Genomic DNA, 24,760 nt, shown 5'->3' on the forward strand with positions numbered 1-24,760 from the left:
CGTGTGCGGTTCGAGCCGATCGGCGAGAACGACCACCACGGTGCCGACTGGTTGCGGTGGGCTAGACGCTAATCGACGCGATCACGACTTACCGGGATTTCGGTGCGGATCGGGCCGGCGGATCGCTGCGGTCGATGTCGGGTTCGAGGTAGATGATGCGGGCCTGCGGTACCGCGGCACGCACCCTGGTCTCGGCGGCGTCGATGGTTCGGGCCACGGTCTGCAGGTCGGCGTTCGGCGGCATCGCGATCTTCGCGGCCACCAGCATCTCCTCCGGGCCGAGGTACTGGGTCTTGATGTGGATGACACGGTCGACGCCGTCGGTGGCGAGCGCTGCCATGATCGCGGACTCCTCGGATTCGGTGGCGCCCTCCCCGATCAGCAGGCTCTTCATCTCCACGATGAGCACGATCGCGATGACCCCCAGCAACACCCCGATGCAGACCGTCCCGATGCCGTCCCAGATCGCATCCCCGGTCGCCATCGTCAAGCCGACGCCGCCGAGGGCGAGGACGAGACCGATGAGGGCTCCGCTGTCCTCGAGCAGGACGACGGGCAGTTCGGGGTTGCGCGAGTTGCGGATGAACCGCCACCAGCTCGCCGACCCCTTCAACGGCCGCGACTCGCGGAATGCGGTGGCGAAGCTGTAGCTCTCCAGGCAGATCGCGACGAGCAGGATGACAACCGCGACGAGCGGCGACTCGAGCCCGTGGTCGTGGGCGTGAATGATCTTCTCGACACCCTCGTAGAGCGCGAAAAGCGAACCGAGAGCGAAGATCACGAGCGCGACGATGAACGAGTAGAAGTATCGGTCGCGTCCGTACCCGAAAGGATGCAGCCGATCGGCCCTGCGGGCGGCTCGTCGTTGCCCGAGTAGCAATAGACCCTGGTTGGCGGTGTCGGCGACCGAGTGCACGCCCTCGGCGAGCATCGACGACGAGCCGGTGACGGCGAAACCGACGAACTTGGCGATCGCTATACCGGCATTGGCGGCCAGGGCGGCGACGATCGCTTTCTTGGAACCTTCGGCGGACACGAGCTGATCCTCCCATTCGCCGGGAACCCGGCACGACGTGCGAACATCGCGAACTCTAGGGCATCACCGCCCGCGGTGACACCACCATCGACACGGCCGAGATCACCGGCGCCGACGGGCACCTTCGGTGCCGGAGCCCCCGCGGCACCGAAGGTGTGGGCCGGGCCGGTCTCGGAGGGCTAGACCAGCCCGCCGAAGCCGCGTGCGATCGAGGTGTCGGTCTCGTTCATCACCGTCCGCGCATTGGTGACGCCGCGCTGGATGCCGAGCAGCTGGTCGCGGGCCTGGGTGAACACGCGGTCCCAGTTCTGCTGGGCGGCGTCGTAGGCCTGCTTCGCATCGGGCGAACGCCAGTTGCCATCGAGCGCGGCGACTTGCGATTTCAGTTGGGACGCCAGTTCTTCGAGGCGGCCGAACTGGGCGTTCAGTCCCCCTTCGAGGTCGCCGAGGGCGCCGAAGTCGTACTTGATTCTCCCGGACATGGGAAGTCCTTTCGGTCAGATGAGGTCGTGATCAGATATGCCGAGCCCGGTAGTGGTCGAGCCCGGTAGTGGTCGAGCTCGGTAATGGTCGAGCACAGCGGTGGTCGAGCACAGCGGTGGTCGAGCTCAGCGGTGGTCGACGAGGTCGGTGGCGGGGTTGCGCCGGTGCGACCGGGCCTACAGACGCAGCGGCCCCTCGGCACCGAAGCCACCCGCGGCCTGAGAATCCTGGTCGTCGTAGCCGCTGAAACCTGCGGTCAGCTGGGTGCGGATGTCGTCGAGCGCGGCGTTGAGCGCCGTCGCCGACGAGTTCCAGTCGGTGTGGATGTTGTCGAATGCGTTGGACGCCCGGCCGTTCCAGCTGGACACGCCCGTCGATGCGGCGGTGGCGATCTGCCTGATCACCCCCTGCATGTCGTCGACGATCTGCGAGACCGATTGTGCTGTGGCCAAGCCTGATTCGACGTCGACGTTAACTGCTCCATCGAGATTCATGGTGCTCCTCCTCATAGATGTCGGCACCGTCGTCGCGATGCCCCCGAAGCGCTGTCCGTGCGGACAGGCGCTGATGTCCCCCGGCGAAGATCTCGATGGGGAAGTCCCGTCGACTCATGGGAACCACCGTTGTCCGGGCAGGGTGTCGATCAGCCGGTCCACGGCCGCACCGATCCGATGCCCCGTCCCCGGGGTGATGGTCGTCCACAATCTGTCGTCGGGAGATCTGCTGAGGCCCATCAGAATTCGACCCGCACGCGAGTCGATGATCCCGATGGCCCCAGAAGTCTGGGTGAGGACGCCGTCGGCGCGCGAGGTGGCCACGATCTCCCACCGCACGTCGCAGGACAGCAATGCGTCGGCCACCCGGGTGGCGTCGGCGGCCGTGGCGCCCCATGCACGCAGTGCCGCAACAACACCGGGAGCGTCGGCGCAGTGACCGAACCTCTCGGTCAGTTCGCGGGTGGGGACGCTGGTCTCGGTGAAGTCCAGCGCGTCATGCGGGCCGCACGTCGCGCGAACGATGCCGGCCAGAGCAGTGGTGTCGCGCACGTCGAGAACGGCGAGCTCCACGTGGTCACCTCGGCGCACCGCAAGGACGTGGTCGTGCCCGCGCCGCGCCACGCAGGCGCGAACCGTCGAATCGGCGGCGAAACCTCGGATCTCGAGTTCGCGGTCCGGGTGGGCGAGCACCCCGAGCACCGTATCGGCCCACAGCGTGGGGCCGCTGCTGTCGAACAGTCCCGCCTGCGCGATGACGCGGTCCAGGGTGGCGTTGTCCGGGTCGGCAAGGTCGCGGGCGATGCCTCGGGGCTCGCCGTGCGCACCGTCGGCCGACGGTGTCCAGAGATCCAGGACCACGGGCCAGGTGGTGACCCCGCATCGTTGCCCGAGTCGGCGCACCACCGCGATCTCGAGGCGACGGGAATCGGTGGAGGTCACGATCATGGTGTCCTCCCGGTGTCGAGGGTGAGGGTCTGCTCGACGTATCGGGGGTCGAGCGCCGTGCTCGATTGTGCGGCGACCTCGGCCCAGGTTTCCGGAGGGCGTGGGGATGCCTCGGCCTGCCCGGTCTCGACCTGCGCCTGGGTGTCGACACGGACCACGCGGTCGCCCATCGATGCCGTCGAGGTCATCGGCGCCATCGGCGGCGGTACCGCGGACGGTGTGCCGGGCATCCCAGGTCCCGCCTGGCCCGTGCCGGCGGTGGTGGCCGTCGTGGGCGACCCGGTGGGCGCCGCGGCCACCATCGTCGGCGTATACGCGCCCCGGGGAGTCGGCGCCGAGAGTATCGGCGCCGCAACGATTCCCGACCCCGAGGCGGACCCGTGACCCGCGGTGGCAGCGGTAGCGTGAGCCTGCGGAGGTCGGCTGGGCGCGGTCGCCGGCGGGGTGTCGGGCACCAGTTGTGGTGCGGCGTGGGCAGCTCGCCACGGCTGTGCCAGCGGCTCGGCGGCGGTTTCGTAGGCCTCCATCACTCGCGCCGCGCGCATCCGTTGATCGTGGACCGCGCGTTCGGCATGCGCGGCCGCCCCAGTGGCGATCGGCGCAACCGAGGCGACCACTGCCGCGCCGTGGGCGAGTGTGTCGGCGAGGTCGACCTCGGCGGTGCTCGGCATCGCCAGGCGCGCCACCGACACGGCGAGCGACTGCGCCTCGGTCACCGCCGCAGCCTCGGCGGCCTGCGCTGCCATGTCGGTCAGCCATCCGAGGAGACCGGTGAGGCGGTCGATGGCTTCGGTGGCTGCGCCGGATTCCCAGTCGGCCCGCAGTCGCGTGAGGACGGCGCCGTATTCGGCTGCGGTCCCGGCGAACTCACCGGCGAGCGCACCCCACGCGATCGCAGCGTCGGCGAATGGCGCCGCTCCGGGCCCCTCGACGAGGTCGCTCGCGAGCCGGCGACTGGTACGGGTGTCCCAGAGGACTCCGGTGAATCCGGTCATGCCCACTCCTCTCGGCTGCTCGGTCGGTGGGTCGGTCGGTCGGTCGGGTTGATGGTCTACGGATGGGGTTCGGATGGTCGAGCGGTCGCCGTGTCCGGGGGCGGCCGTCAGGTCCGCAGGCCGGACGCGGCCTGATCATCGGCGTCGGCGAGGCCACCGGCGTGGGACCGCAGCATCGCCGCGATGTTGCGCAGTTGTCGGATGCCGGAGGTCGCGTCTTCGGCGAAGCGCCCGGCCACTGCGGTGGCCGACGCCGCGGTGGTCACCGACACCTCGTCTCGACCGGGGGCGTCGACGGCGGCCTCCGGGGCAAGTCGTCCGACCGCTTCTTCCAGGGACAGCGCCAGACGTTCGAGATCAGCGCAGGCCCTGGACAATTCATGCGGATCCACATCAAGATTGCCGCTGGTGGGTGACGGTGTCATCGGATGGCCTTTCTGACGGTGCCGAGAACTGGACTCATCGGGGCGAGAGCGGCCCGGCCGGACCGAGTCGCAATTCGATGTCGGGCGGGGTCTCCGGGTCGGCGTCGGCACCGAGCACTGCGGGAGCGACGTCGGCGACGCCGCCGACCATCTGCTTTCCGTTGTCCTCGGTCACCAGATAGTCCGGAACCTCGTGGGTGTCGTCGGACGTCCCGGCCCCGCGCGCGGCCCCGGCGGCGGCCATGGGCGCCATCGATGCCGGCATCGGGGTGGTGGTCCCCGAAACCGCACGCGCCGGGGAGGCCGGGGTGTAGCTCGCCGGTTCGGTGGCCCCGACGACGGGCATCCCGGAGCGGGCCGCGCCCAGCGGCGCGGTGACCGCCGCACCACCGGCACCGCCACCGCCACGGCCGGCACCACCGGCGCCCGTCGGCATCGCTCCCAGACCGGCCGGGCCGCCGCCGGGCCCGGACGGCCCACCGCCACCATCCTCCGGAGCGACATATGCCGCCGGCCGGACCGCCGTATCACCGGCGGCCAGCACCTGCTGCAGTGGTGCGGTGAGCATCGAGGGGATCTCGGTGGCCGTGGAGACCACCGGGGACACCGCGTCGAGGATGGTACCGGCCAGGGCGAACGGCGACTGCGCGGCGCCGGCTGCGCCGGTGGGCGCATTGGTGACGGCCACCGGCGCTCCGTTCACGGTCATATGGGTTGTCGGAGCCAGCAATTGAGCCCGCGTGGCCGCGACGGCGGCGGTCGCCTCGGACAATCCGAGGGCGGCCAAACTCACCGCGAGGGGCAACGCCGCCGGCCCGGTGAACGAGACGGCCGCGGTGATCTTGGCGATCGTGGCGGCCAGGATGGCCTGTAGCGTTGCCACACCCGCGGCGACGATGCCGGCGGCGGCCTGGATGTCGAAGGACATACCGCTGCCCTGGACTGCAAGCTGCCCACTGTTGACGCTCGCCTCGCCGGTCTTCGCAGCGGCCGACACGGCACTCTGACCACCCCACACCTCGTCGGCGATCTTCAGGGCGGCCTGCGCCATCGACATCGATGACTCGAGCATCGTGGACAGTCCCTGGAAGATGACCGTCGGATCGAAGTCGGCCGCCGACAGGTCACCGGTCCCGAAGCTGCCGAGCAGATCGGTGATCGGTTTGACGAGCAGGCCGACATCGATGACCGGTAGTGGCGGTAGCCCCGGAAGCGGTGGTAGCGGCGGGAACTCGGGCAGCGGCGGGAGTCCCAACCCTGCCAGCACGTCGCCGACCGGCCGGTCGAGGATCGGTCCGAGCGGTGTCGCCGCGATCATGTCGTTGACCGACATCTCGGTGGGCGCCGGGAACTCGGGCGGCCCGGAGGTGGGCTGCCCGGAGGCGAGAGGTTGACTCACAGCACCGACCGCAGGGTCGCGGCGGAGGCGGCATCGACGGCCTCGAATTCGGCGAGACCGCCGAGTGCGCTCGCCGCCGTCGCCGCATGGACGGCGGCCAGGTTGCCCACCGCGAACAGGTGATTGGCCTGTGCGGCGATGAATGCCGCGAGAAATTCTTGCCCGATCAGTCCGAATACGGGGATCATGACCGCCGTGTTCGCGGCGGCGTTGACCGAGCCGGCCGCCGCCACCGCAGTACCGATCGCGGCGTTGGTCGCCGCGAAGCCCTCGAGGACTTCCGGTGTCACCGTCACATGATTCATGCTCTCCCCCTTGCCATTTCATCTACCGTCAGGTCACTCGTCGCCATGCCATAGACGCCCACCACTCTCGTCGACCTCACCGCGACTGCACCAGCTCGGCGAACGACGCGGTGAAGTCCTCGGTCATCGCCGCTCGGCGAGCGAATGCTCGTTGGGCGGCGAGCATGGCCGTCGCCACGATCCCGGAGCCGAGGCGGGCGCCGCCGAGCTCGCCCGCCCCGTCGGCGAGCCACAACCCCGTCATCGCCCCGGAGCCATCGACCTCCACGGTGATCAGATCGTCGGCAGAGCTCTCCCGGACCCGAATCCGCGCCAGCTCGTCGGAGAAGTCGTGCAGACGGCCCAGTTGAGCAGCCGCACGGGATTCGAGTTCGTCCATCGCCGGGTTCATCGCGCTCACACCGACCTGAGCCAGGACGTGGGCGCATCGGCCTCGTCGTCGTCACGCAACTCGGCATCAGCCAGATCGTCGGGCCTGGGCAGACCGAGCGACTCGACCACCTCCGACGGCGTCCCGGACTCGAGCAGCCGGGCACGCAACCGGATCGCCGATGCCATCGCCGACTGTTGACACAACCGGAGGACGTCGTCGGCCACGACCTGGGGATGTTTGCGCAGCTGGGTGTCGTCGATACGCACCGCCAGCGGCAGGCCCGCCGGCGTCGTGATCACCGAGATCGCCCCGTCCCGCGATCGCGCCAAGGATGTCTCCTCGACTCCACCGAAATCCTCGCCGGTCATCGACCCTCCCACGTCGGTTACTCCCTGTATCGCAGCGGCGTCCGTTCCGCCGCCGATGTGCGATGTCATGATTGGACGCAGCGGGACCGGTTCGGGTTCCACTCGATCGGATCTTTTCGACCCGTTGCCGGTGACCTCCGCTGACGGTGTTGAGATGATGCCACAGATCACATGCGGTGTCCGGTTTGCGCGTGATGTCTGGGGATAACCCGGGACCGTCGGTACCCGTTAGATGTCGCGGGCCTCGTCCGATGCTCCGTGGTCACCGGGCCCCGACCCGGACTGTTGCTCGGCGTGACGCTCACCATTCACGATCCGACACCCATGGGTACACTGCCGAGCGTGGTGACGTCCGTCCCGCAAAGCAGGCGGACTCATGTCACCGGGAATCACCTTGCAGGGGGAAGCGATGACGCACGAGAACAACGGACATCCGGCGGCGATGATGCCCGCAACCCCACCGTGGTTGCAGTTCGGGCCGCCCGGGGACGCGCCGCGGACCGGCGAGGCACCGACCGAACCAGCGCACGGAACCGAAGCGCCGGACGAGCCCGTTGCCGGCTTCGGCGCCGACCGGCCACCGATCCCTCCCTCGCCGCCCCCTCCGTCGCCGACGGGCTCCACGGCGCCGGGCGATGCCGCAGCACCCACGAGCGCGGCACCGGCCGATCCAGCCCCCACCGATGCACCTCCGGAGCACCCCGCGCCGCCGAGTTCCCCCACTCCTGCTCCCCCGGCGCAGCCTCACCACACGCCGTTTCCCCCGGCAACCGGGTACCAGACACCACCACAGTCCGAGGCGCCCCAACAGCACCAGCACAACCAGTCCGCACCGGCAAACACCTACGCGCCCAACGGTTTCGACCCATCCGTGCAGGGGTACGCACCCGGCACCATGCCACCCGGCCCCTACCCGACCGGCCCCCTACCCTCCGGTCCGGTTCCCGGCGCGCCGACGCCACCGCACATGCCGCCGGCCCCATCCGGTTACGCCCCGCCGATGGACAACGGGTACGCCCCGCCGATGGGATTCGGGTCGCCGCAACAGGGACCGGCCCTCGACGAAGTCGCCCTGCTGCGCAAGGCTCGCCGAGCCCCCGCTCGCGGGTGGCGGCGGGCGGTGCACACCATCTCGGCCGGCACCATCAATCCCGGCGACTCCGCCAACGAGATCCGGTATCAGCAGCTGCTCGAGCGGTTGCGCCGACCGGTTCGCGGCGACTACCGCATCGCGGTGCTCTCGCTGAAGGGTGGCGTCGGAAAGACCACCACGACAGTCGGTTTGGGTTCGACCTTCGCCTCGCTGCGCGGCGACCGGGTGATCGCCGTCGACGCCAACCCCGATCTGGGGACACTGGCTCAGCGTGTCCCGCAGCAGACGGCGTCGACGGTGCGCAATCTGCTCTCCGACGACAACGTCTACCGCTACAGCGATGTGCGCGCCCACACCTCGCAGGCGCCGTCGCGCCTGGAAGTTCTCGCCTCCGAACGAGATCCAGCGATGGCCGAAGCATTCAGCGAGGACGAATACCGCGGCGTCGTCACCATCCTCCAGCGTTTTTACAACATCATCATCACCGACTGCGGAACCGGCCTGAGCCACTCGGCGATGAACGGCGTGCTCGACCTGGCGAACGCCATCATCTTGGTCTCGTCGCCGGCACTGGACGGCGCCCGCAGCGCCTCGGCCACGCTGGATTGGCTCGAGGCCCACGGATACGGCCACCTGGTGTCACGCGCTGTCGTCGTGCTCAGCTCGTCCCGCCCGGGGTCGTCGACCATCGACACCGACCAATTGGGTCAGCATTTCCTGACGCGATGCCGCGCGGTGCAGACGATCCCGTTTGACGACCATCTCGCCGAGGGTGCCGACGTCGATCTCGAGCTCGTCGGCAAGCCCACCCGGCTGGCGTTCGTCGAGCTCGCCGCGACCATCGCCGACGAGTTCGCGCCGACGGTTCGTCGAGAGGAACCGTTCTACGGCTGAACCGGGCCGGACGCAACCCCGGGCACCGGGCCGCAGGCGATGGTCAGTCGGTGTCGGGGTCACCGGTGGCGAGCGCCTCTGCGCGCTCGCGGCGGTGCGCCAGCCAACGCCGGGTGATGCCCACGGCCATCGGGATCACGACGGTCAGCATCGAGGCGATGATGAACACCTCGAGATGGTCGCGGATCAACGGCACCTGCCCGAGGAAATAGCCGAGCAGGATCAATCCGGCCGCCCATACGACGCTGCCGAGTAGCGAGAACAGCGTGAACACGCGGTGCGGCATGCCGCTGAACCCGGCGACCAACGGCGTCAGTGTACGAACCACTCCGATGAACCGGCCGAAGAACACCGTCAGCGGGCCGTAACGCTGGAAGTAGCGATGGGTGCGCTCGACGTACTCGGGTCCCACCGCGCGCATCATCCGGCCCTCGATCACCGATCGGCCCAGACGCCGACCGAGGAAATAGCCACATTGATCGCCGGCCGCCGCCGCCAGCGGTACCACCAGACACAGCCACCACACTTTGGCGAACGGATTCGGCTGTGCGGCAAGCACGCCGGCGGTGAACAGTACCGAGTCGCCGGGGAAGAGGAACCCGATCAGGATGCCGGTCTCGACGAACATGAGCACACACAGGCCGATGACGCCGCCGGTGGCGAGGAACGAGTCGACATCGAAGGGGTTCATCACGGTCCACCCTAGGTGCTGCGAGCACCACCGGCTCCCGCCCGACGGGGTGTCGATGACCACGTTAACTCGATGCAACATGCTGGGCAGAGCGTGCCCATGTGGGGTTTACTCGGTCGTAAACATGCAGCGCGAATCCGCCGCGCTCGACCCCAGCCCGCCGACTCTCACGACGACGTGACCTCTAGGAGCCGACCGTGTCCACCACCCAGCCTCCCCCGACCTCCGGCCGGACGAAGACGGCGGGTTCGTCCACGCCGAATCTGCGGCCCGTCTCCGACACCGAGGTCCGGATCGAATACCACACGATCCACGGCTATCGCCGCGCGTACCGCATCGCCGGGAGCGGTCCGGCACTCCTGCTGATCCACGGCATCGGGGACAACTCCTCGACGTGGGACGAGGTCATCCCGATGCTCGCCCAGCACTACACCGTCATTGCGCCCGACCTCCTCGGCCACGGCCGCTCGGACAAACCGCGCGCCGACTATTCGGTACCGGCATTCGCCAACGGGATGCGCGATCTGCTCGTCGTCCTCGGTGTCACGAAGGTGACCGTCGTCGGTCATTCCCTCGGCGGCGGCGTCGCCATGCAGTTCTGCTACCAGTTCCCCCGGTTCGTCGAGCGGTTGGTGTTGGTGGCCGCCGGCGGTGTGACGCGTGAGGTCAATCCGGCGTTGCGGCTGGTGACGCTCCCGGTGGTCAACGAGGTCCTGACGCTGCTGCGGGTACCAGGAGTGATGCCCGCACTGCAAGGCGTGGCGAAGGCACTCGTCAGTCTTCCGCACCTTCCCGGTGTGCCGCAGGAGATCTCACCGCGCCGGGCGCTCAACGACCATGAGGATCTGCTGCGCGTACTCGGCGATCTCGCCGATCCGCACGCGCAGGCGGCGTTCCTGCGCACCCTGCGCGCGGTGGTCGACTGGCGTGGTCAGGCGGTGACGATGCTCGATCGCTGCTATCTGACCGAGCGCCTGCCGGTGCTGTTCGTGTGGGGTGAGCTCGATACCGTCATCCCGTACGAGCATGCGCTGATCGGGCATTCGGCGATCCCACATTCGGAGTTGGCGACGTTCCCCGGCGCCGGTCACTTCCCTTTCCACGACGACCCCGAGCGTTTCGTGCAGGTGATCACCAGCTTCCTCGAGCGCACCCAGCCGGTGGACTTCGATCCGCAGAACTGGCGGCAACTGATGTCCACCGGCGGTGCCCGGCCGCAGGAGTTCGTCGGCGACGAGGACACCGTCGAGGCGGTGCTCGATGCGATCGAGGACGAGCGCAGCGCAACCTGACGTGCGAGCCGGGACGACGTGCGAGCGGGACGAGGTGTCGGTCGGGTGAGCTACGCTCGCCTCCCCAGACGCCCACACCCGTGAGAGCATGATCGGCATGAGCTATCAGCAGTATCCGGGCAACAGCGGTCAGGGTCAGCAGCCATATGGCACAGGCCAGCCGGGCTATGGATCCCAGCCGGGTTATGGGTCCCAGCCGGGTTATGGGTCCCAGCCGTACGGCGCAGTGCCCGGCCAGTCCCCGTATCCCACCTACGGTGGGGTGCCCGGATACGGCGACTTCAACGTCGACCCGGCGACCGGCGAACCGTTGTCGGACAAGAGCAAGCTGACCGCGGGCCTCTTGCAACTGTTCCTCGGGGGCTTCGCCGCCGGTCGTTTCTACATCGGCGACATGAAGATCGCCGTGATCCAGTTGTGCGGCAACATCGGCGGATGGCTGCTGATGGTCATCGGCGTCGTGATCGCCGGCATCGCGGCGGGCGGCAACTCCGGTGGCGGTGCGGCTTTCGGCGTCATTCTCTTGATCGTCGGCTGGCTGGTGATCGCCGGCGTCGGCATCTGGGTCCTCGTCGACGCCATCATGATGTTCGTCGGCAGCGTCCGCGATCCCCAGGGACGCAAGCTCCGCAGCTGAGCACCCGGCCCGTCCCCCGCGCCCGGTCAGGCGTCGAAGGCGAGCGCGGCGGCCACCCGCACCGGCGAGTTGACCTCCCCGTACCCCCGGTATCCCCCGCGTCGGCAGACTACCTCGAAGAACAGATCGTCGGCGATGGTCGGGGTGAAGAAGTGGAAGAACTCGCCTCCGGTTTCGTCGGCGTCGTAGAGGATGTCGTAGCGGCGAAGCGCGTCGATCCGATCGGCGCCGAGATCGAAGCGCGCTCGCAGGTCGTCGTAGTAGTTCTCCGGGATCGGCAATGTGATGAGGCCGCGGGAGCGGCACGCGCGGGCGGTGGCGATGATGTCGGCGCAGGCGAATGCCGCATGGGTCAGTCCGCCGCGCCGTCGCAGCGGGCCGCGTCCGTCGAGTCGCGAGGGCACCAGGGAGGCGACGAGACGGATCGGCTCACCACTCTCGGTTGCCGATGTCAGTGCCTGCGATCGCATCGTCCCGACTGCATCGGGTACGTCGAGCCCGCCCTCGACCGTCATGCCAAACACCGAGCGCAGCAACAACATTGCCGCCTCCCAGTCGGCGGGACTCATGCCGATACCGATGTGGTCGACCCCGGTGTAGAGCGAGGTGACCGCGGCGGGCTCGCGCGGCACCAGATCGAAATGTCGCTGCCAGGTGCCCGCCGACAGCGCGGGCCGCAGGTCGACGGCGAGGGTATCGGTGACGTCGAGTCGCACGACCTCCCCGGCGCCCTCGTGCTTCGACGACGGCCCGGGTGCCGCGATCGGTGCGACCGGCACGTCGAACTCTGCGGCTCGTGCCGCCCACGCCCGCGGATCGGCACTGCGCAAACCGATTTGCGCGATGGTCGGCATGTCGGCCGGCGCACCCGGCGACGTCCAGACGGTGCCGACGGTCGGATCGACGACGACGGCCAGCTCGGCATCGCGGTAGAGCTGCAGGCCGGTGGAGCTGTCGACTCCATTCAGATCGAAGCCGATGGCGCCGAGGACCTCACCGAGCTGCGGCGCCGAGGTCGGCCCGGCCGCGACCCGGATCGACACGACGCCGCCGGTGACGGGCCGTTGTGTCTCGCCCTCCGGGTCTTCTTGCGGTGCAGTACCTTCGGATGATCCGGGGCGGCCGGCATCGACGAGCTCCGCGAGGTATCGCAGCGAGCGGTGCGCATCGCGAGCGGTACGTACCGGGTCTGCGTGACGGAAGACGTCGCTGAACACCTCCAACGACCATGGGCCCCGATAGCCCGCCGCGACGACATGCTCGGTGAACGATGCGAGATCGAAGTTGCCCTGACCCGGCAGGCACCGATGATGTCGACTCCACTGCAGCAGATCCATCGCCATCCGCGGGGCATCGGCGAGTTGGAGGAAGAAGATCGAGTCGGCGGGCAGGTCGGCAATTCCGGACGGATCGTCGCCGCGCGACAGGATGTGGAAGCTGTCCAGGCAGGTACCGAGTGCCGGATCATCCACGGCGGCAACGATGGCGGCCGCGTGTCGATAGTCGTTGACGTGATGCCCCCAGGCGAGCGCCTCGAAGGCCAGGCGCTTGCCACGCGTGCCGGCGAGGCGCGCCGCGGTCGCGAGCTGCTCGGCCAGCAGTCCGTCATCACACGCCGCGGACGCCAACGGCGACGAACACACCAGCAGCAGGTCGCAACCCAGGTCGTCCATCACGTCGAACTTGCGCTCGAGGCGAATGAGATTGCGCCGGAAGCGGTCCGGGTCGCGGGAGTCGAGATCGCGGAACGGCTGATAGAGGTCGATGGTCAGTCCGAGATCGGCCGTGGCGCGCGCCAACTCGGCGGGCCGGCCCGGGGCCGCTATCAGATCGGGTTCGAAGATCTCCACCCCGTCGAAGCCGGCGCGGGCAATGGCCTGGAGTTTGTCGCCCAGAGTTCCCGACAGGCACACCGTCGCGATCGACGTTCGGGCGTCGAGCGGCAGTGCCGATCCAGGCGCGTCGTCCACAGCGGTCTGCACGGTGCGGGTCTGCGACATGGGATGGCCTCCTGTGATCCGGGACACGGTGAGTGAAATGTACCAGACGGTTCATTACGTTCGCCCCGAACTCGACTGTGAAGGAATATGTACAGCGCCCCCACCTGCATCTATTGGGATATTTATGAACGATCTGGTTAGTTGTCTTGACCGAGACGAAGGTCCTTTGTATCGTCAGTCACACGCCCAACACTCTGTGTTGGCGAGCACAACTTGGAGGACCGATGACCGCACCCACTTCCGATCTGCCGGCAGCCCAGCCGCGCAAGGCCGCGTTGGCCAGCTTCATGGGCAGCCTGGTGGAGTACTACGACTTCTTCATCTTCGGCACCGCCTCGGCGCTGGTGTTCAACAAGATCTTCTTCCCCGACATCAGCCCGACGGCAGGGACGCTGGCCAGCTTCGCCACGTTCGGCGTCGCCTACATCGCCCGCCCGGTCGGCGCGGTGGTCCTCGGCCACTTCGGTGACCGCATCGGCCGTCAGCGGGTCCTGGTGTTCACCCTCATCCTGATGGGCCTGGCCACCTTCGCGATCGGATGTCTGCCCGACTACCACTCGATCGGCATGGCCGCACCGGTCGCACTCGTCGTTCTTCGCCTGCTGCAAGGACTTTCAGCGGCAGGCGAGCAGTCCGGCGCGAGTTCACTCACGGTTGAACACGCCGATCAGGGCAAGCGCGCCTTCTACGCCAGCTGGACGCTCAACGGCACCCAGGCCGGGCTGCTGGTCGGCACCCTCGCCTTCATCCCCGTCGCCGCGCTGCCCGAGGACGCCCTGCTCAGTTGGGGCTGGCGCGTTCCGTTCTGGTTCAGCGCCGTGGTCATGTTCGTCGCCTACCTGATCCGCCGCACCATGCCCGAGACCCCCGTCTTCGAGAAGATCAAGGACTCGACCGAGGGCGTCTCCGACATCCCGCTGCTGGTGCTGCTGCGCTTCCACTGGCGGGCCCTGGTCCGTGTGATCGCCTGCTCGACGATCTCGGTCATGAGCACCCTGTTCTCGACCTTCGCCCTCAAATACGCCACCACCGACTTCGCCGTCTCGAAGAGTTCGATGTTGCTCGTCAGCGTCATCGCCAACCTCGTCATGCTGCTCAGCCAGCCGCTGTGGGGCCTGGCCGCCGACCGCATCGGGCGCAAGCCGATCTTCATCGGCGGAGCGCTGGGCTGCGCCGTGCTGGCATTCCCTTACCTGTTGATCATCACCACCGGCTCCTTCTGGGCGATCCTCGTGGCCACCCTGATCATCCAGACCGTCGTCTACGCCGCCGCCAACGCCGTCTGGCCGTCGTTCTACTCCGAGATGTTCCCGGCCAAGGTCCGGTACTCGGGCGTGGCCATCGGCACCCAGATCGGCTTCATGGCCAGCGGTTTCCTGCCCCTGATCGCCGCCGCGATCCTCGGCGAGGGCCGGATGGGTTGGGTCCCGGTCGTCGTGGTCGTCGCCGCTTTCGCCGTGGTTGCCGCACTCGCTGCCGCCACCGCGGTCGAGACGCACAAGACCGACACGATGCGACTCGGGGAGGAACCCGTCAAAGGAGCCGACACCATGACCGCGTCGGCACCAGCCTCGCCGTCGATGGCCTGACACCGCTCGCCCACACCCGGCTCCGGGACGATTCCCCGGCCCGATCATCAAAGGACACACCAATGTTCGACATCGAATTCGCCACCGCAGCCCGCCGCGCATCCGGCGGTGCCGTGGTCGCCGCCCTGATCGGGCAGGGGATCTCCCGGTCGCTCACGCCCGCCATGCACGAGCGCGAGGCCGCCCACCACGGACTGGACTACACCTATCTGACCCTCGACGTCCCGGCGTCGGCCGCGGCCACCGTCGACCTCGCGGCGCTGCTGGCCCGCGCCGCCGACGCCGGGCTCGTCGGGCTCAACGTCACACATCCGTTCAAGCAACGGATACTGGCCCATCTCGACGATCTCTCGCCCGACGCAGCCCGTCTCGGTGCGGTCAACACCGTCGTCTTCGACGGCGGCCGCGCAATCGGGCACAACACCGACTGGTCGGGCTTCGCGCGCAGCTTCGACCGAGGCCTCGGCGCCAGTCTCGGCGCCGCGGCCGCACCCCGGGAGTCGGTGGTGCAGATCGGCGCAGGCGGAGCAGGCGCTGCCGTCGCCTATGCCGTACTCACCACCGGGGTCGCCCACTTCCACCTCGTCGACACCGACACCACTCGGGCCGCCGGACTCGCCGCCACCGTGCGCGCCATGTTCGACGCCGAGATCACCTCCGGTGGAGTCGATTCCGTTGCCACCACACTGGCCGACGCGGATGGCCTGGTGCACGCCACCCCGATCGGGATGGCCCATCACCCCGGTACGGCGGTGGACCCGGCGCTGCTGCGCGCCGACCTCTGGGTCGCCGACGTCGTCTACCGTCCGGCCATCACCGAGCTGATCGCGGCGGCCCGTGCGGTCGGTGCGCGCACCCTGCCGGGCGACGGGATGGCGGTCGGGCAGGCCGTCGACGCGCTGCGGCTGTTCACCGGCATCGAGCCGGACGCGGACCGGATGGCCGCCCACATCGCCGAACTCATTGCCGCCGAGGACCTCGCCGAGCGCCGGACCGCCTGAGGACGCCCCTCATCTCGCCGACAGCGCTCTGATACTCGCCGACAGCGCCCTCCTTAACGCCGACAGCGCTCAGCTCAGTCCCGACAGCGCTCGATGAGGCGCTGTCGGCGTCGTGGCGGGCGCTGTCGACGTTGTGACGGGCGCTGTCGACGTTGTGACGGGCGCTGTCGGCGTCGTGACGGGCGCCGTCGGCGCTGGGGAGAGCGCCGCCGACGCAGTGAACGAACGATAGAGTTCATGAGGTGACCGATCCCGCACCCCGACGCCGCGACAGCGAACGCACCAAGGCCGATATCGTGAAGGTCGCGACGAAGGAGTTCGCCGACAAGGGTTTTGCGGGTGCGCGGGTCGATGAGATCGCCGCCAAGACCCACACCACCAAGCGGATGCTCTACTACTACTACGGCGACAAGGACGGTCTGTACCAGGCCGTTCTCGAGGCGTCCTACGGACGTATCCGGCGCCTCGAGCAGAGGGTCACCCACATCGCCGACGACCCGGTTGCCGCGTTGCGCCACGTCGCCGAGATCACCTTCGACCACCACGACCGCAATCCCGACTTCATCCGGATCGTCGCGGGCGAGAACATCCTGCGGGCGGCGCATCTCAAGCATGCGGCAGGCGTTGGGCGCCTGGGCAATCCGGCGCTCGACGTGCTGACCCGGATCCTCGAGTCCGGCCGCGAGAAGGGGGTGTTCCGCAACGACGTCGATGCCCTCGACGTCCATCTCGCGATCAGCAGTTTCTGCTTCTTCCGGGTGGCCAACCGGTTCTCGTGGAAGACCCTGTTCGACCGCGATCTCGCCGCGACCGATCAGCGCGTCCATCAACGACGCATGATCGGCGACATGATCGTCGCCTATCTCACCGACACGTCCACGCCGGACTGAACGACCTCATCCCCCACAGCATCCGCCGACGCCCGGCGGCACCGCATCGCGCACATCACGCGTGACGGCGTTGCGCGCGGACAACTCGTCGGCGGCCGGATAGTCGACACCCACCAGGCTCAGGCCGCGCGCCTGCGCCACCGGGACCTGGCTGCTGCGCTCACGCTGCGCCAACAACCCACGGCACCACTCGACATCACGACGTCCGTCGCCGACGCAGGCGACCGCACCGACGAGCGAACGCACCATCGACCAGCAGAACGCATCCGCGCTCACCTCGCCGATCAGCACCCCCTCGTCGTCACGACGCCACGCGAAACGTTGGAGATCGCGGACCGTGGTGGCGCCGTCCCGACGACGGCAGAACGCCGCAAAATCGTTGAGCCCCAACAGCGTCGAGGACGCCGCGTTCATCGCCTCGACGTCGAGGGTCCGACGCCAGGTCGCCGTGGTCCGCGCCCGGGTGGGTTCGGCGCCGAAGACCGCATCGGCGAGGCGGTACCGGTAGTGGCGACGCAGCGCCGAGAAGCGGGCGTCGAAGTGTTCGCTCACCGGGGTGACGGCCTTGACGCGCACATCGTCGGGCAGCATCTTGGCCAGCCGACCGACGAGCAGCGCAGGACCGCCGGCCAGACTGCGCGTGGCCAGCGCCGAGGCCGGGATATCGGCGTGACAGACCTGACCGGTCGCGTGAACGCCCGCGTCGGTGCGTCCGGCGACGGTCAGGCGGATCGGCACGCGCAGCACCGTGGCGAGGGTGTCCTCGAGTACCCCGCACACGCTGCGCTGCCCGACCTGCCGTGCCCAGCCGGCGAAATCGGTTCCGTCATAACCGATGTCGAAGCGCAGACGAACGAACCCGCCGTCCCCGGAATCGGTGGCGGCGGGTTCGTGCGGCACTGTCGGGCTCAGTCGTCCGACTTCTTCTCGGTCGAGCTGTCGACGTCGGCACCCTGCTCGTCGGCCTCGACGGCGGTCGCGGCGGTCGACTCGTCGTCGACGGCCTCGGCCACAGCCTCGGCGTTGGCCTTCGCGGCGTCGTCGGCGTCGGCCTGCACGGCCTCGACGACGTTGTCGCCCGCAGGCTCGGCAACCGCGGCCTCGGTCTCGTCGAGCTTGGCCTCGGCGGCCTTGCGGGACGCGGCGACGCGGGTGGCGCGATCGGCCTCGCTGGACGCGGTCGACCCGGTGACGAGTTCGATCACGGCCATCGGGGCATTGTCGCCCTTGCGCGGCAGCGTCTTGATGATGCGGGTGTAGCCGCCGTTGCGATCGGCAAAGCTCGGGCCGATCTCTTCGAACAGGACATGCACGATGTCCTTGTCGCGGATCACCTTGAGCACCTCACGCCGGTTGGCCAGCTTGCCGGCCTTGGCGTGGGTGATCAGCTTCTCCGCGTACGGCCGCAGGCGCTTGGCCTTGGCCTCGGTGGTGGTGATGCGGCCGTGCTCGAAGAGCGAGGTGGCGAGGTTCGCCAGGATCGCCTTCTGGTGGCTCGCCGACCCGCCGAGGCGGGCACCCTTGGTGGGCTTGGGCATTGTCTTCTCCTAGACGGACTCCCCCATCGCTGAATGGGGGAAATCAGGGTTGGCGTGCAGCGGCTACAGCTGCTCGGTCTCTGCGAAATCCTCACCGGAGTCACCGTCGAACGACACGTCGTCCGACCACGTTCCGGTCGCCGGGTCGTAACCGGCCACCTGCGACGGATCGAAGCTCGCCGGGCTGTCCTTGAGAGCCAGACCCAGGGCGTGCAGCTTCACCTTCACCTCGTCGATCGACTTCTGCCCGAAGTTGCGGATGTCGAGCAGATCCGACTCGGTCCGTGCCACGAGCTCACCGACGGTGTGCACACCCTCGCGCTTGAGGCAGTTGTAGGACCGGACGGTCAGGTCGAGATCCTCGATCGGCAGGCTGAACGACGCGATGTGATCGGCCTCGGCCGGGCTCGGCCCGATCTCGATGCCCTCGGCCTCGACGTTGAGCTCCCGGGCGAGCCCGAACAGCTCCACCAGGGTCTTGCCCGCCGACGCCAACGCATCCCGCGCGCTGATCGAGTTCTTGGTCTCCACATCGAGCACGAGCCGATCGAAGTCGGTGCGCTGCTCGACACGGGTGGCCTCGACCTTGTAGGTGACCTTGAGCACCGGCGAGTAGATCGAGTCGACCGGGATGCGGCCGATCTCGGCGCCCGACGCCTTGTTCTGCACGGCCGGAACGTATCCGCGGCCCCGCTCGACGACGAGCTCGATCTCGAGCTTGCCCTTGTCGTTCAGGGTGGCGATATGCAGATCGGGGTTGTGCACGGTGACACCGGCCGGGGGGACGATGTCGGCGCCGGTGACGGTGCCCGGACCCTGCTTGCGCACGTACATGGTGACCGGCTCGTCCTCTTCGGAGCTGACCACGAGGCCCTTGAGGTTCAGGATGATGTCGGTGACGTCTTCCTTCACCCCGGGGACGGTGGTGAACTCGTGGAGCACACCGTCGATGCGGATGCTGGTGATCGCAGCACCCGGGATCGAGCTGAGCAGGGTACGACGCAGCGAGTTGCCGAGGGTGTAGCCGAAGCCGGGCTCGAGCGGTTCGATGACGAACTTCGACCGGTTGTCGGCGAGGATCTCCTCGGTCAGGGTGGGTCGCTGTGAGATGAGCATTCTGAGATTTCTCCTTGTGGCCGACCGCTATATGACGGCCTAGAAGTGAACCGAACAGCTTGTGCTGCTTGGCAATTACTGATTCGACGGACTACTTGCTGTAGAACTCGACGATGAGCTGTTCCTGCAGCGGAACCTCGATCTGGGCGCGCTCGGGCACGTTGTGCACGAGGATGCGCAGGGTCGAGGGAACCACCTGCAGCCAACCCGGGACCGGACGATCGCCGACGAGCTCCTTGGCGATCTGGAACGGAGTGGTCTGCAGCGACTTCGGCCGGACGTCGACGATGTCGTACTGGCTGACGCGGTAGCTGGGCACGTCGACCTTCACACCGTTGACGGTGAAGTGGCCGTGGCTGACCATCTGCCGGGCCTGACGACGCGTGCGGGCGATGCCGGCACGGTAGACGACGTTGTCCAGGCGGGTCTCGAGGAGCTTGAGCAACTCGTCACCGGTCTTACCGGTACGACGGTTGGCTTCCTCGTAGTAGCGACGGAACTGCTTCTCGAGCACGCCGTAGGTGAAGCGGGCCTTCTGCTTCTCCTGCAGCTGCAGCAGGTATTCGCTCTCCTTGATCCGCGAACGGCCGTGCTGGCCGGGCGGGTAGGGGCGACGCTCGAACGCCTGGTCGCCTCCGATGAGGTCGACGCGAAGACGACGGGACTTCTTTGTGGCGGGGCCGGTATAACGAGCCATTGTCTATTCTTTCCTTTCCCGCTAGACCCGACGCCGCTTGGGCGGACGGCAACCGTTGTGCGGCTGCGGGGTGACATCGGAGATGGTGCCGACTTCGAGGCCGGCGGCCTGCAGCGACCGGATCGCGGTCTCGCGACCCGAACCCGGTCCCTTGACGAACACGTCGACCTTCTTGACGCCGTGCTCCTGGGCCTTGCGCGCGGCGTTCTCGGCCGCGAGCTGAGCCGCGAACGGGGTGCTCTTGCGCGAGCCCTTGAACCCGACGTGGCCCGACGACGCCCAGCTGATGACGTTGCCGTTGGGGTCGGTGATCGACACGATGGTGTTGTTGAACGTCGACTTGATGTGTGCGTTGCCGTGCGGGACGTTCTTCTTATCGCGACGGCGTGCGCCCTTCTTCGGGCCTGCGCTTCGTGACTTAGGAGGCATTACTTCTTCTTCCCGGCGATGGTCTTCTTCGGGCCCTTGCGAGTACGGGCATTGGTCTTGGTGCGCTGTCCACGGACGGGCAGGCCACGACGGTGACGCAGACCCTGGTAGCAGCCGATCTCGATCTTGCGACGGATGTCGGCCTGGACCTCGCGGCGCAGGTCACCCTCGACCTTCACCGAGGCTTCGATGTATTCACGCAGCTTCGCGACGTCTGCGTCGGTGAGATCCTTGGCGCGCAGGTCCGGGCTGAGCCCGGTTCCGGCCAGAATCTCCTTGGAGGTGGTACGCCCAACTCCATAGATGTAGGTCAGTGCGATCTCCAGCCGCTTTTCGCGGGGGAGATCCACACCAGCAACACGTGCCATGTGGCGGGATTCCTTCACTTCTCAGAGGTCTGCTCCTGGTCCGTCCCGTACTCTTGCCGGGCTCCGGCCTCTGAACCGGAGGTGGGCGCCGACCCGTGTGTCGACGCTGGTGCCAAGAGGGCTTCACAAAATCCTGTTCAGCTCTTCTAGTGTATTCAGTTGTGTCTCAAGCGACCCGGAGGGTGGCGAGTGATGATCAGCCCTGACGCTGCTTGTGACGCAGGTTCTCGCAGATCACCATGACCCGACCGTTACGGCGGATCACCTTGCACTTCTCGCAGATCGGCTTGACGCTCGGCTGAACCTTCACGTCAATCTCTCCTGTTACTCGCCCGCCGGGCACGGCCGATGGCCGCACCGATGGCGGGTGTGGTTACCCCGGGCCGCCCCGGCCCGGGAGGTCTTACTTGTAGCGGTAGACGATGCGCCCACGACCGAGGTCGTAGGGCGAAAGTTCCACGACGACCCGGTCCTCGGGCAGGATGCGGATGTAGTGCTGCCGCATCTTGCCGCTGATGTGGGCGAGCACCTTGTGACCGTTCTCCAGCTCGATGCGAAACATCGCATTCGGCAGGGGTTCGATCACCCGACCCTCGACCTCGATGGCCCCGTCTTTCTTCGCCATGTCCTCCGCGATCCTGTCGCGCGCCCTCATCAGGCGCGTAACCCGGTTGAATTCGTTCCGATCCGTTACTGTGTGGGCACCCCGGGACAGCGTCACCAGGTGCCCGTTCCGGTGCTGACCGGAACTCGATACGTTGCCTCCCGGTTTCGCATACACACGCGCGGAGCAACTCCGACGATGGACACACGAATACCGGCACGCTTTGCGCACCGCCGTCCTATGCTACGCGAACTGCGGGAACACTCCAAACCGTCGAGAAACCCGGCACCATGACCGCACGAATCCGGCATCTCGCGCCGACGATGGCACACTATTGGCCATGCGTGCCTTCTTGATCCAGAGCGCTCTGAGCGGCGTGGCCCTGTGGGTGGCGACACTGATCGTGCCCGGCCTGGACTTCGTGTTCCCCGACAACGCGGGCTTCGGCGTCAAACTGGGGATCGTCGTGTTGGTCGCGCTGATCTTCGGCGTGATCAACGCGTTCATCAAGCCGATCGTGCAGATCTTCGCGATCCCGCTCTACATCCTCACCCTCGGCCTGATCCATATCGTGATCAATGCGTTCATGCTCGAGATCACCTCATGGATCACCCACAACACCACCACGTGGGGCCTGCAGGTGGACCACTTCTTCTGGTCGGCGGTACTCGGTGCACTGGTCATCTCGGTGGTGAGCTGGCTGATCTCAATGGTGCTCAAGGAGCCCGTCCGCTGACCCTCCTCCACCCGGTGTCACCGGCCGGGACGTCAGGCCCCGGCGGCGATGATCGCGGTCAGCTGCTCGATCGGCGATCCGTCGCCGAGCACCTGGATGGCCACGTGATCGGCACCGGCGGCGAGATGCTCGTCGACCTGCTTGCGGATCGTGGCCGCATCGCCGTGCGCGACCAGCGCATCGATCAGGGCGTCGGAGCCACCGTCGGCGATGTCGTCGTCGGTCCATCCGAGGCGCTTCAGATTCGACGTGTAGTTGCGCAGGTGCAGATACGGATTGTCGACCGGCGGCCGTCCGACGGCACGCGCCGCCTGCGGGTCGGTGTCGAGAACCACCTTGTGCTCGGGAGCCAGCAGCACGCCCTCGCCGAGGGTTTCGCGGGCGATCGCGGTGTGCGCCGGAGGTGTCAGGTAGGGGTGCGCCCCGAGCGCGCGGTCGGCGGACAGGCGCAACATCTTCGGTCCCAGCGCGGCCAGCACCCGCCGGTCGGTGGGGACCTTCTTCTCGTCGAGGACGTCGAGATACTCCCCGACCGCCTCGTACGGCTTCTTGTACTCCGCGGTCGCCTCCGGATGGCCGGCACCGATGCCGAGAAAGAAGCGGCCCGGGAAGTCCTGGTCGAGTTCGTGGAATTCGTCGGCGATCGCGGCGGCGTCGGTGTTCCAGATGTTGACGATGCCGGTGGCCACCGTGATGTTCTCGGTCGCGTCGAGGACCTTGCGGATCGGACCCAGATGTTTGGGCGACCCACCGAGCCAGATCGTGCCGTATCCGAGTTCCTCGATCTGCCGGGACTCCTCGGGCGAGAACCGACCGAACCATCCCCACACCCCGTGGCGTCCGAATCTCTGGATGTGTGCCGTCTTCTCCGAGTCAGTCATGTCCTGGCCAACCGGAATCGGCGAATGCCTATTCCGGCGTCCCGGACTCCCATCCGAGACGGGGTACGATCCGAATACTCACCGGAAAGGAGTTCCCTGGTGAAGAGTTTCTGGTGCGGTGCGGTGATTCCCCACTGCGATGCGCGGTTCGTGGGCGCCGACGAGCGGGCGGTACTCCAACAGGTGGCCGATCACGCCGCACACGGCCACGGACTCGACGAGCTGCCGGCAACGACGGTCGACCGCGTGCGCCAATTGATCTCCGACGTGCCCGAGTAACCGGCAGATCCCCCTGATCTGTGTACGCGAACAGCGGTTGATGCGATGCAGCACAGCGGTGTGAGCGACCCGATCGGTGAACTCGAGACAGCTGTCAGCGAGTTGATGGACGCCGGACTCGCACCGCGTCTGGTCTATCAGCCCATCGTCGACATCGCTCGCCTACGTGTCGTCGGATACGAGGCACTCAGCCGATTCCCCGGCCCCCTGCGGGCGAGTCCGGACCGGTGGTTCGCGGCGGCGGCACGCGTCGATCGGGCCATCGAGCTCGAGGCGATCGTCATCGATAAGGCGCTTGCCGCGCGAGTTGATCTGCCCGCCAACTGCTTTCTGACGATCAATGTCGCACCCGAGGCGCTGGTGTCGGCACGCGTGCAGGAGTTGTTGCAGCGCAACGACCTATCGCGGGTGGTCGTCGAACTCACCGAGCATTCCGAGGTCTCCGATTACGAGATCGTCCTGCGCGCCGTGGCCCAGGTCCGCGAGCTCGGTGGCTTCATCGGCGTCGACGACGTCGGCGCCGGATACGCCAGCCTGCACCGCATCCTGGCCGTGCGACCGGACTTCGTCAAACTCGATCGCGAACTGATCTCCGGACTCCACAACGACGAGGCCAAGGCCGCGCTCGTCGAGATGTTCGGTGGTTTCACGAGTCGCCTGGACTCGTGGGTGGTGGCCGAGGGCATCGAGCAGCACGACGAGTTGCACCGGCTGGTACAGCTCGGTGTGCCCCTGGGTCAGGGGTATCTCCTCGGCCGGCCTGCGCCCGAGATGGGTTCGCTCGACATCAGTCCGACCGCCATCACCTCGGCGGTGGCTGCGGCGCCGAAGTCCTCGATCGCCCGACTCACCCACGCCTGCTTGACCGCACCCCTCGACTCTCCCGACCGTGACCTGCTCACCGCGCTCACCGGATGCTCCGCCCTACCGCTGATCATTCTTCTCGATTCCAGTGGGCGCCCAGCACAATTCGCACAGCAGACCGGGCCGGCGATGGTCGAGCGCCGCGCCGTGCTGCAGGTCCTCGATTCCACCGACCAGCGTGAGGCGCTGCGGCGCGCGATGACCCGACCACGCCCGAGCCGGTTCGATCCCCTTGCCTGCTGCGACATGTCGGGGGCCTTCCGAGGCATCGTTCCGGTCGAGCGACTGATCGAGGCGCTGATCGTGGACTGATCGGGTCGGCCGACTTCGAGGGT

At 67.7% G+C, this 24,760-nt stretch carries 30 protein-coding genes; 9 read left to right on the plus strand and 21 right to left on the minus strand.

Translation table 11 applies throughout. From position 1 onward, the window contains the following. Positions 1–88: 88 nt before the first annotated feature. The 10 genes from J6U32_RS21725 to J6U32_RS21770 all read right to left on the minus strand — a co-directional run bounded on the left by J6U32_RS21725 (position 89) and on the right by J6U32_RS21770 (position 6,826). Positions 89–1,036, minus strand: coding sequence for a cation diffusion facilitator family transporter (locus J6U32_RS21725; protein WP_208792097.1), 948 nt, complete (start codon positions 1,034–1,036; stop codon positions 89–91). Positions 1,037–1,215: 179 nt separating this feature from the next. Next, positions 1,216–1,518 (minus strand): WXG100 family type VII secretion target, encoded by a 303-nt coding sequence (locus J6U32_RS21730; protein ID WP_208792098.1) that lies wholly within the window; start codon positions 1,516–1,518, stop codon positions 1,216–1,218. 177 nt (positions 1,519–1,695) lie between these two features. Further along, entirely contained in the window at positions 1,696–2,013 is a 318-nt protein-coding gene (locus J6U32_RS21735) for a WXG100 family type VII secretion target (RefSeq protein ID WP_208792099.1), read from the minus strand. Positions 2,014–2,127: 114 nt separating this feature from the next. Continuing rightward, entirely contained in the window at positions 2,128–2,961 is an 834-nt protein-coding gene (locus J6U32_RS21740; RefSeq protein WP_208792100.1) for an ESX secretion-associated protein EspG, read from the minus strand. Continuing rightward, positions 2,958–3,956: a PPE domain-containing protein gene (locus tag J6U32_RS21745; RefSeq protein ID WP_208792101.1), complete on the minus strand. Its 999-nt coding sequence runs from the start codon at positions 3,954–3,956 to the stop codon at positions 2,958–2,960. Before J6U32_RS21745 ends, J6U32_RS21740 begins: the two co-directional genes overlap by 4 nt. Positions 3,957–4,063: 107 nt before the next feature. After that, complete coding sequence (locus tag J6U32_RS21750; protein WP_208792102.1) at positions 4,064–4,381, minus strand: PE family protein; 318 nt, start codon at positions 4,379–4,381, stop codon at positions 4,064–4,066. A 34-nt stretch (positions 4,382–4,415) separates the two neighbouring features. After that, complete coding sequence (locus tag J6U32_RS21755) at positions 4,416–5,780, minus strand: hypothetical protein (RefSeq protein ID WP_208792103.1); 1,365 nt, start codon at positions 5,778–5,780, stop codon at positions 4,416–4,418. After that, positions 5,777–6,085, minus strand: a complete 309-nt coding sequence (locus J6U32_RS21760; RefSeq protein WP_006370374.1) for a type VII secretion target — start codon at positions 6,083–6,085, stop codon at positions 5,777–5,779. The genes J6U32_RS21755 and J6U32_RS21760 overlap by 4 nt, the downstream gene beginning before the upstream one ends. A gap of 76 nt (positions 6,086–6,161) precedes the next feature. Then, positions 6,162–6,476, minus strand: a complete 315-nt coding sequence (locus tag J6U32_RS21765) for a YbaB/EbfC family DNA-binding protein (protein ID WP_208796269.1) — start codon at positions 6,474–6,476, stop codon at positions 6,162–6,164. Between the two features lie 5 nt (positions 6,477–6,481). Beyond that, a complete protein-coding gene (locus J6U32_RS21770; protein WP_208792104.1) occupies positions 6,482–6,826 on the minus strand; it encodes a hypothetical protein in 345 nt (114 codons plus the stop codon). Positions 6,827–7,202: 376 nt separating this feature from the next. Between J6U32_RS21770 and J6U32_RS21775 the strand changes: the two genes are divergently transcribed. Next, positions 7,203–8,813 carry an AAA family ATPase gene (locus J6U32_RS21775; protein ID WP_425324081.1) on the plus strand — a complete coding sequence of 537 codons (1,611 nt, stop codon included), beginning with the start codon at positions 7,203–7,205 and terminating at the stop codon, positions 8,811–8,813. Positions 8,814–8,856: 43 nt separating this feature from the next. Here the strand turns inward: J6U32_RS21775 and J6U32_RS21780 are convergent, their stop codons facing one another. After that, positions 8,857–9,504 carry a DedA family protein gene (locus J6U32_RS21780; protein ID WP_208792106.1) on the minus strand — a complete coding sequence of 216 codons (648 nt, stop codon included), beginning with the start codon at positions 9,502–9,504 and terminating at the stop codon, positions 8,857–8,859. A 197-nt stretch (positions 9,505–9,701) separates the two neighbouring features. Between J6U32_RS21780 and J6U32_RS21785 the strand changes: the two genes are divergently transcribed. Together J6U32_RS21785 and J6U32_RS21790 are read left to right on the plus strand one after the other, a co-directional pair. Further along, entirely contained in the window at positions 9,702–10,796 is a 1,095-nt protein-coding gene (locus tag J6U32_RS21785; protein ID WP_208792107.1) for an alpha/beta fold hydrolase, read from the plus strand. Positions 10,797–10,884: 88 nt separating this feature from the next. Further along, positions 10,885–11,433 (plus strand): TM2 domain-containing protein, encoded by a 549-nt coding sequence (locus J6U32_RS21790; protein ID WP_208792108.1) that lies wholly within the window; start codon positions 10,885–10,887, stop codon positions 11,431–11,433. A gap of 26 nt (positions 11,434–11,459) precedes the next feature. Here the strand turns inward: J6U32_RS21790 and J6U32_RS21795 are convergent, their stop codons facing one another. Then, the gene (locus tag J6U32_RS21795; RefSeq protein ID WP_208792109.1) at positions 11,460–13,433 is read right to left on the minus strand and encodes a sugar phosphate isomerase/epimerase and 4-hydroxyphenylpyruvate domain-containing protein; all 1,974 of its coding nucleotides are present in this window, start codon (positions 13,431–13,433) and stop codon (positions 11,460–11,462) included. Positions 13,434–13,657: 224 nt separating this feature from the next. On the opposite strand from J6U32_RS21795, the gene J6U32_RS21800 reads away from it, so the two are divergent. The 3 genes from J6U32_RS21800 to J6U32_RS21810 all read left to right on the plus strand — a co-directional run bounded on the left by J6U32_RS21800 (position 13,658) and on the right by J6U32_RS21810 (position 16,913). Beyond that, the gene (locus J6U32_RS21800; RefSeq protein WP_208792110.1) at positions 13,658–15,022 is read left to right on the plus strand and encodes an MFS transporter; all 1,365 of its coding nucleotides are present in this window, start codon (positions 13,658–13,660) and stop codon (positions 15,020–15,022) included. Between the two features lie 62 nt (positions 15,023–15,084). Continuing rightward, positions 15,085–16,023, plus strand: coding sequence for a shikimate dehydrogenase (locus tag J6U32_RS21805; protein WP_208792111.1), 939 nt, complete (start codon positions 15,085–15,087; stop codon positions 16,021–16,023). Between the two features lie 242 nt (positions 16,024–16,265). Beyond that, on the plus strand, positions 16,266–16,913 hold the full coding sequence (locus J6U32_RS21810) for a TetR/AcrR family transcriptional regulator (RefSeq protein WP_208792112.1): 648 nt from the start codon (positions 16,266–16,268) through the stop codon (positions 16,911–16,913). 6 nt (positions 16,914–16,919) lie between these two features. On the opposite strand, the gene truA is transcribed toward J6U32_RS21810, so the two are convergent. The 8 genes from truA to infA form a co-directional block, all read right to left on the minus strand. Then, a complete protein-coding gene (gene truA / locus J6U32_RS21815; RefSeq protein WP_208792113.1) occupies positions 16,920–17,813 on the minus strand; it encodes a tRNA pseudouridine(38-40) synthase TruA in 894 nt (297 codons plus the stop codon). An 8-nt stretch (positions 17,814–17,821) separates the two neighbouring features. Continuing rightward, positions 17,822–18,451, minus strand: coding sequence for a 50S ribosomal protein L17 (gene rplQ, locus J6U32_RS21820; RefSeq protein WP_208792114.1), 630 nt, complete (start codon positions 18,449–18,451; stop codon positions 17,822–17,824). 63 nt (positions 18,452–18,514) lie between these two features. Beyond that, entirely contained in the window at positions 18,515–19,567 is a 1,053-nt protein-coding gene (locus tag J6U32_RS21825) for a DNA-directed RNA polymerase subunit alpha (RefSeq protein WP_006370387.1), read from the minus strand. Between the two features lie 91 nt (positions 19,568–19,658). Next, the gene (gene rpsD / locus J6U32_RS21830; RefSeq protein WP_208792115.1) at positions 19,659–20,264 is read right to left on the minus strand and encodes a 30S ribosomal protein S4; all 606 of its coding nucleotides are present in this window, start codon (positions 20,262–20,264) and stop codon (positions 19,659–19,661) included. 21 nt (positions 20,265–20,285) lie between these two features. Further along, on the minus strand, positions 20,286–20,693 hold the full coding sequence (rpsK, locus tag J6U32_RS21835; RefSeq protein ID WP_005207980.1) for a 30S ribosomal protein S11: 408 nt from the start codon (positions 20,691–20,693) through the stop codon (positions 20,286–20,288). After that, positions 20,693–21,061 (minus strand): 30S ribosomal protein S13, encoded by a 369-nt coding sequence (gene rpsM, locus J6U32_RS21840; RefSeq protein ID WP_005170495.1) that lies wholly within the window; start codon positions 21,059–21,061, stop codon positions 20,693–20,695. Before rpsM ends, rpsK begins: the two co-directional genes overlap by 1 nt. 196 nt (positions 21,062–21,257) lie before the next feature. Continuing rightward, positions 21,258–21,371 carry a 50S ribosomal protein L36 gene (gene rpmJ, locus J6U32_RS21845; RefSeq protein WP_005207978.1) on the minus strand — a complete coding sequence of 38 codons (114 nt, stop codon included), beginning with the start codon at positions 21,369–21,371 and terminating at the stop codon, positions 21,258–21,260. Between the two features lie 93 nt (positions 21,372–21,464). Further along, positions 21,465–21,686 (minus strand): translation initiation factor IF-1, encoded by a 222-nt coding sequence (gene infA / locus J6U32_RS21850; RefSeq protein WP_005170487.1) that lies wholly within the window; start codon positions 21,684–21,686, stop codon positions 21,465–21,467. Between the two features lie 319 nt (positions 21,687–22,005). Here infA and J6U32_RS21855 point away from each other — a divergent pair, with 319 nt between their 5' ends. Beyond that, complete coding sequence (locus tag J6U32_RS21855) at positions 22,006–22,401, plus strand: phage holin family protein (protein WP_014360935.1); 396 nt, start codon at positions 22,006–22,008, stop codon at positions 22,399–22,401. A gap of 32 nt (positions 22,402–22,433) precedes the next feature. On the opposite strand, the gene J6U32_RS21860 is transcribed toward J6U32_RS21855, so the two are convergent. Continuing rightward, positions 22,434–23,282, minus strand: coding sequence for an LLM class F420-dependent oxidoreductase (locus J6U32_RS21860; protein ID WP_208792116.1), 849 nt, complete (start codon positions 23,280–23,282; stop codon positions 22,434–22,436). Between the two features lie 99 nt (positions 23,283–23,381). Between J6U32_RS21860 and J6U32_RS21865 the strand changes: the two genes are divergently transcribed. Beyond that, on the plus strand, positions 23,382–23,561 hold the full coding sequence (locus tag J6U32_RS21865; protein ID WP_208792117.1) for a DUF1059 domain-containing protein: 180 nt from the start codon (positions 23,382–23,384) through the stop codon (positions 23,559–23,561). A 60-nt stretch (positions 23,562–23,621) separates the two neighbouring features. Next, complete coding sequence (locus J6U32_RS21870) at positions 23,622–24,737, plus strand: EAL domain-containing protein (protein WP_244332266.1); 1,116 nt, start codon at positions 23,622–23,624, stop codon at positions 24,735–24,737. Positions 24,738–24,760 lie beyond the last annotated feature (23 nt).

Source organism: Gordonia polyisoprenivorans (genome assembly GCF_017654315.1).
GTDB classification, from domain to species: Bacteria; Actinomycetota; Actinomycetes; order Mycobacteriales; family Mycobacteriaceae; genus Gordonia; species Gordonia polyisoprenivorans_A.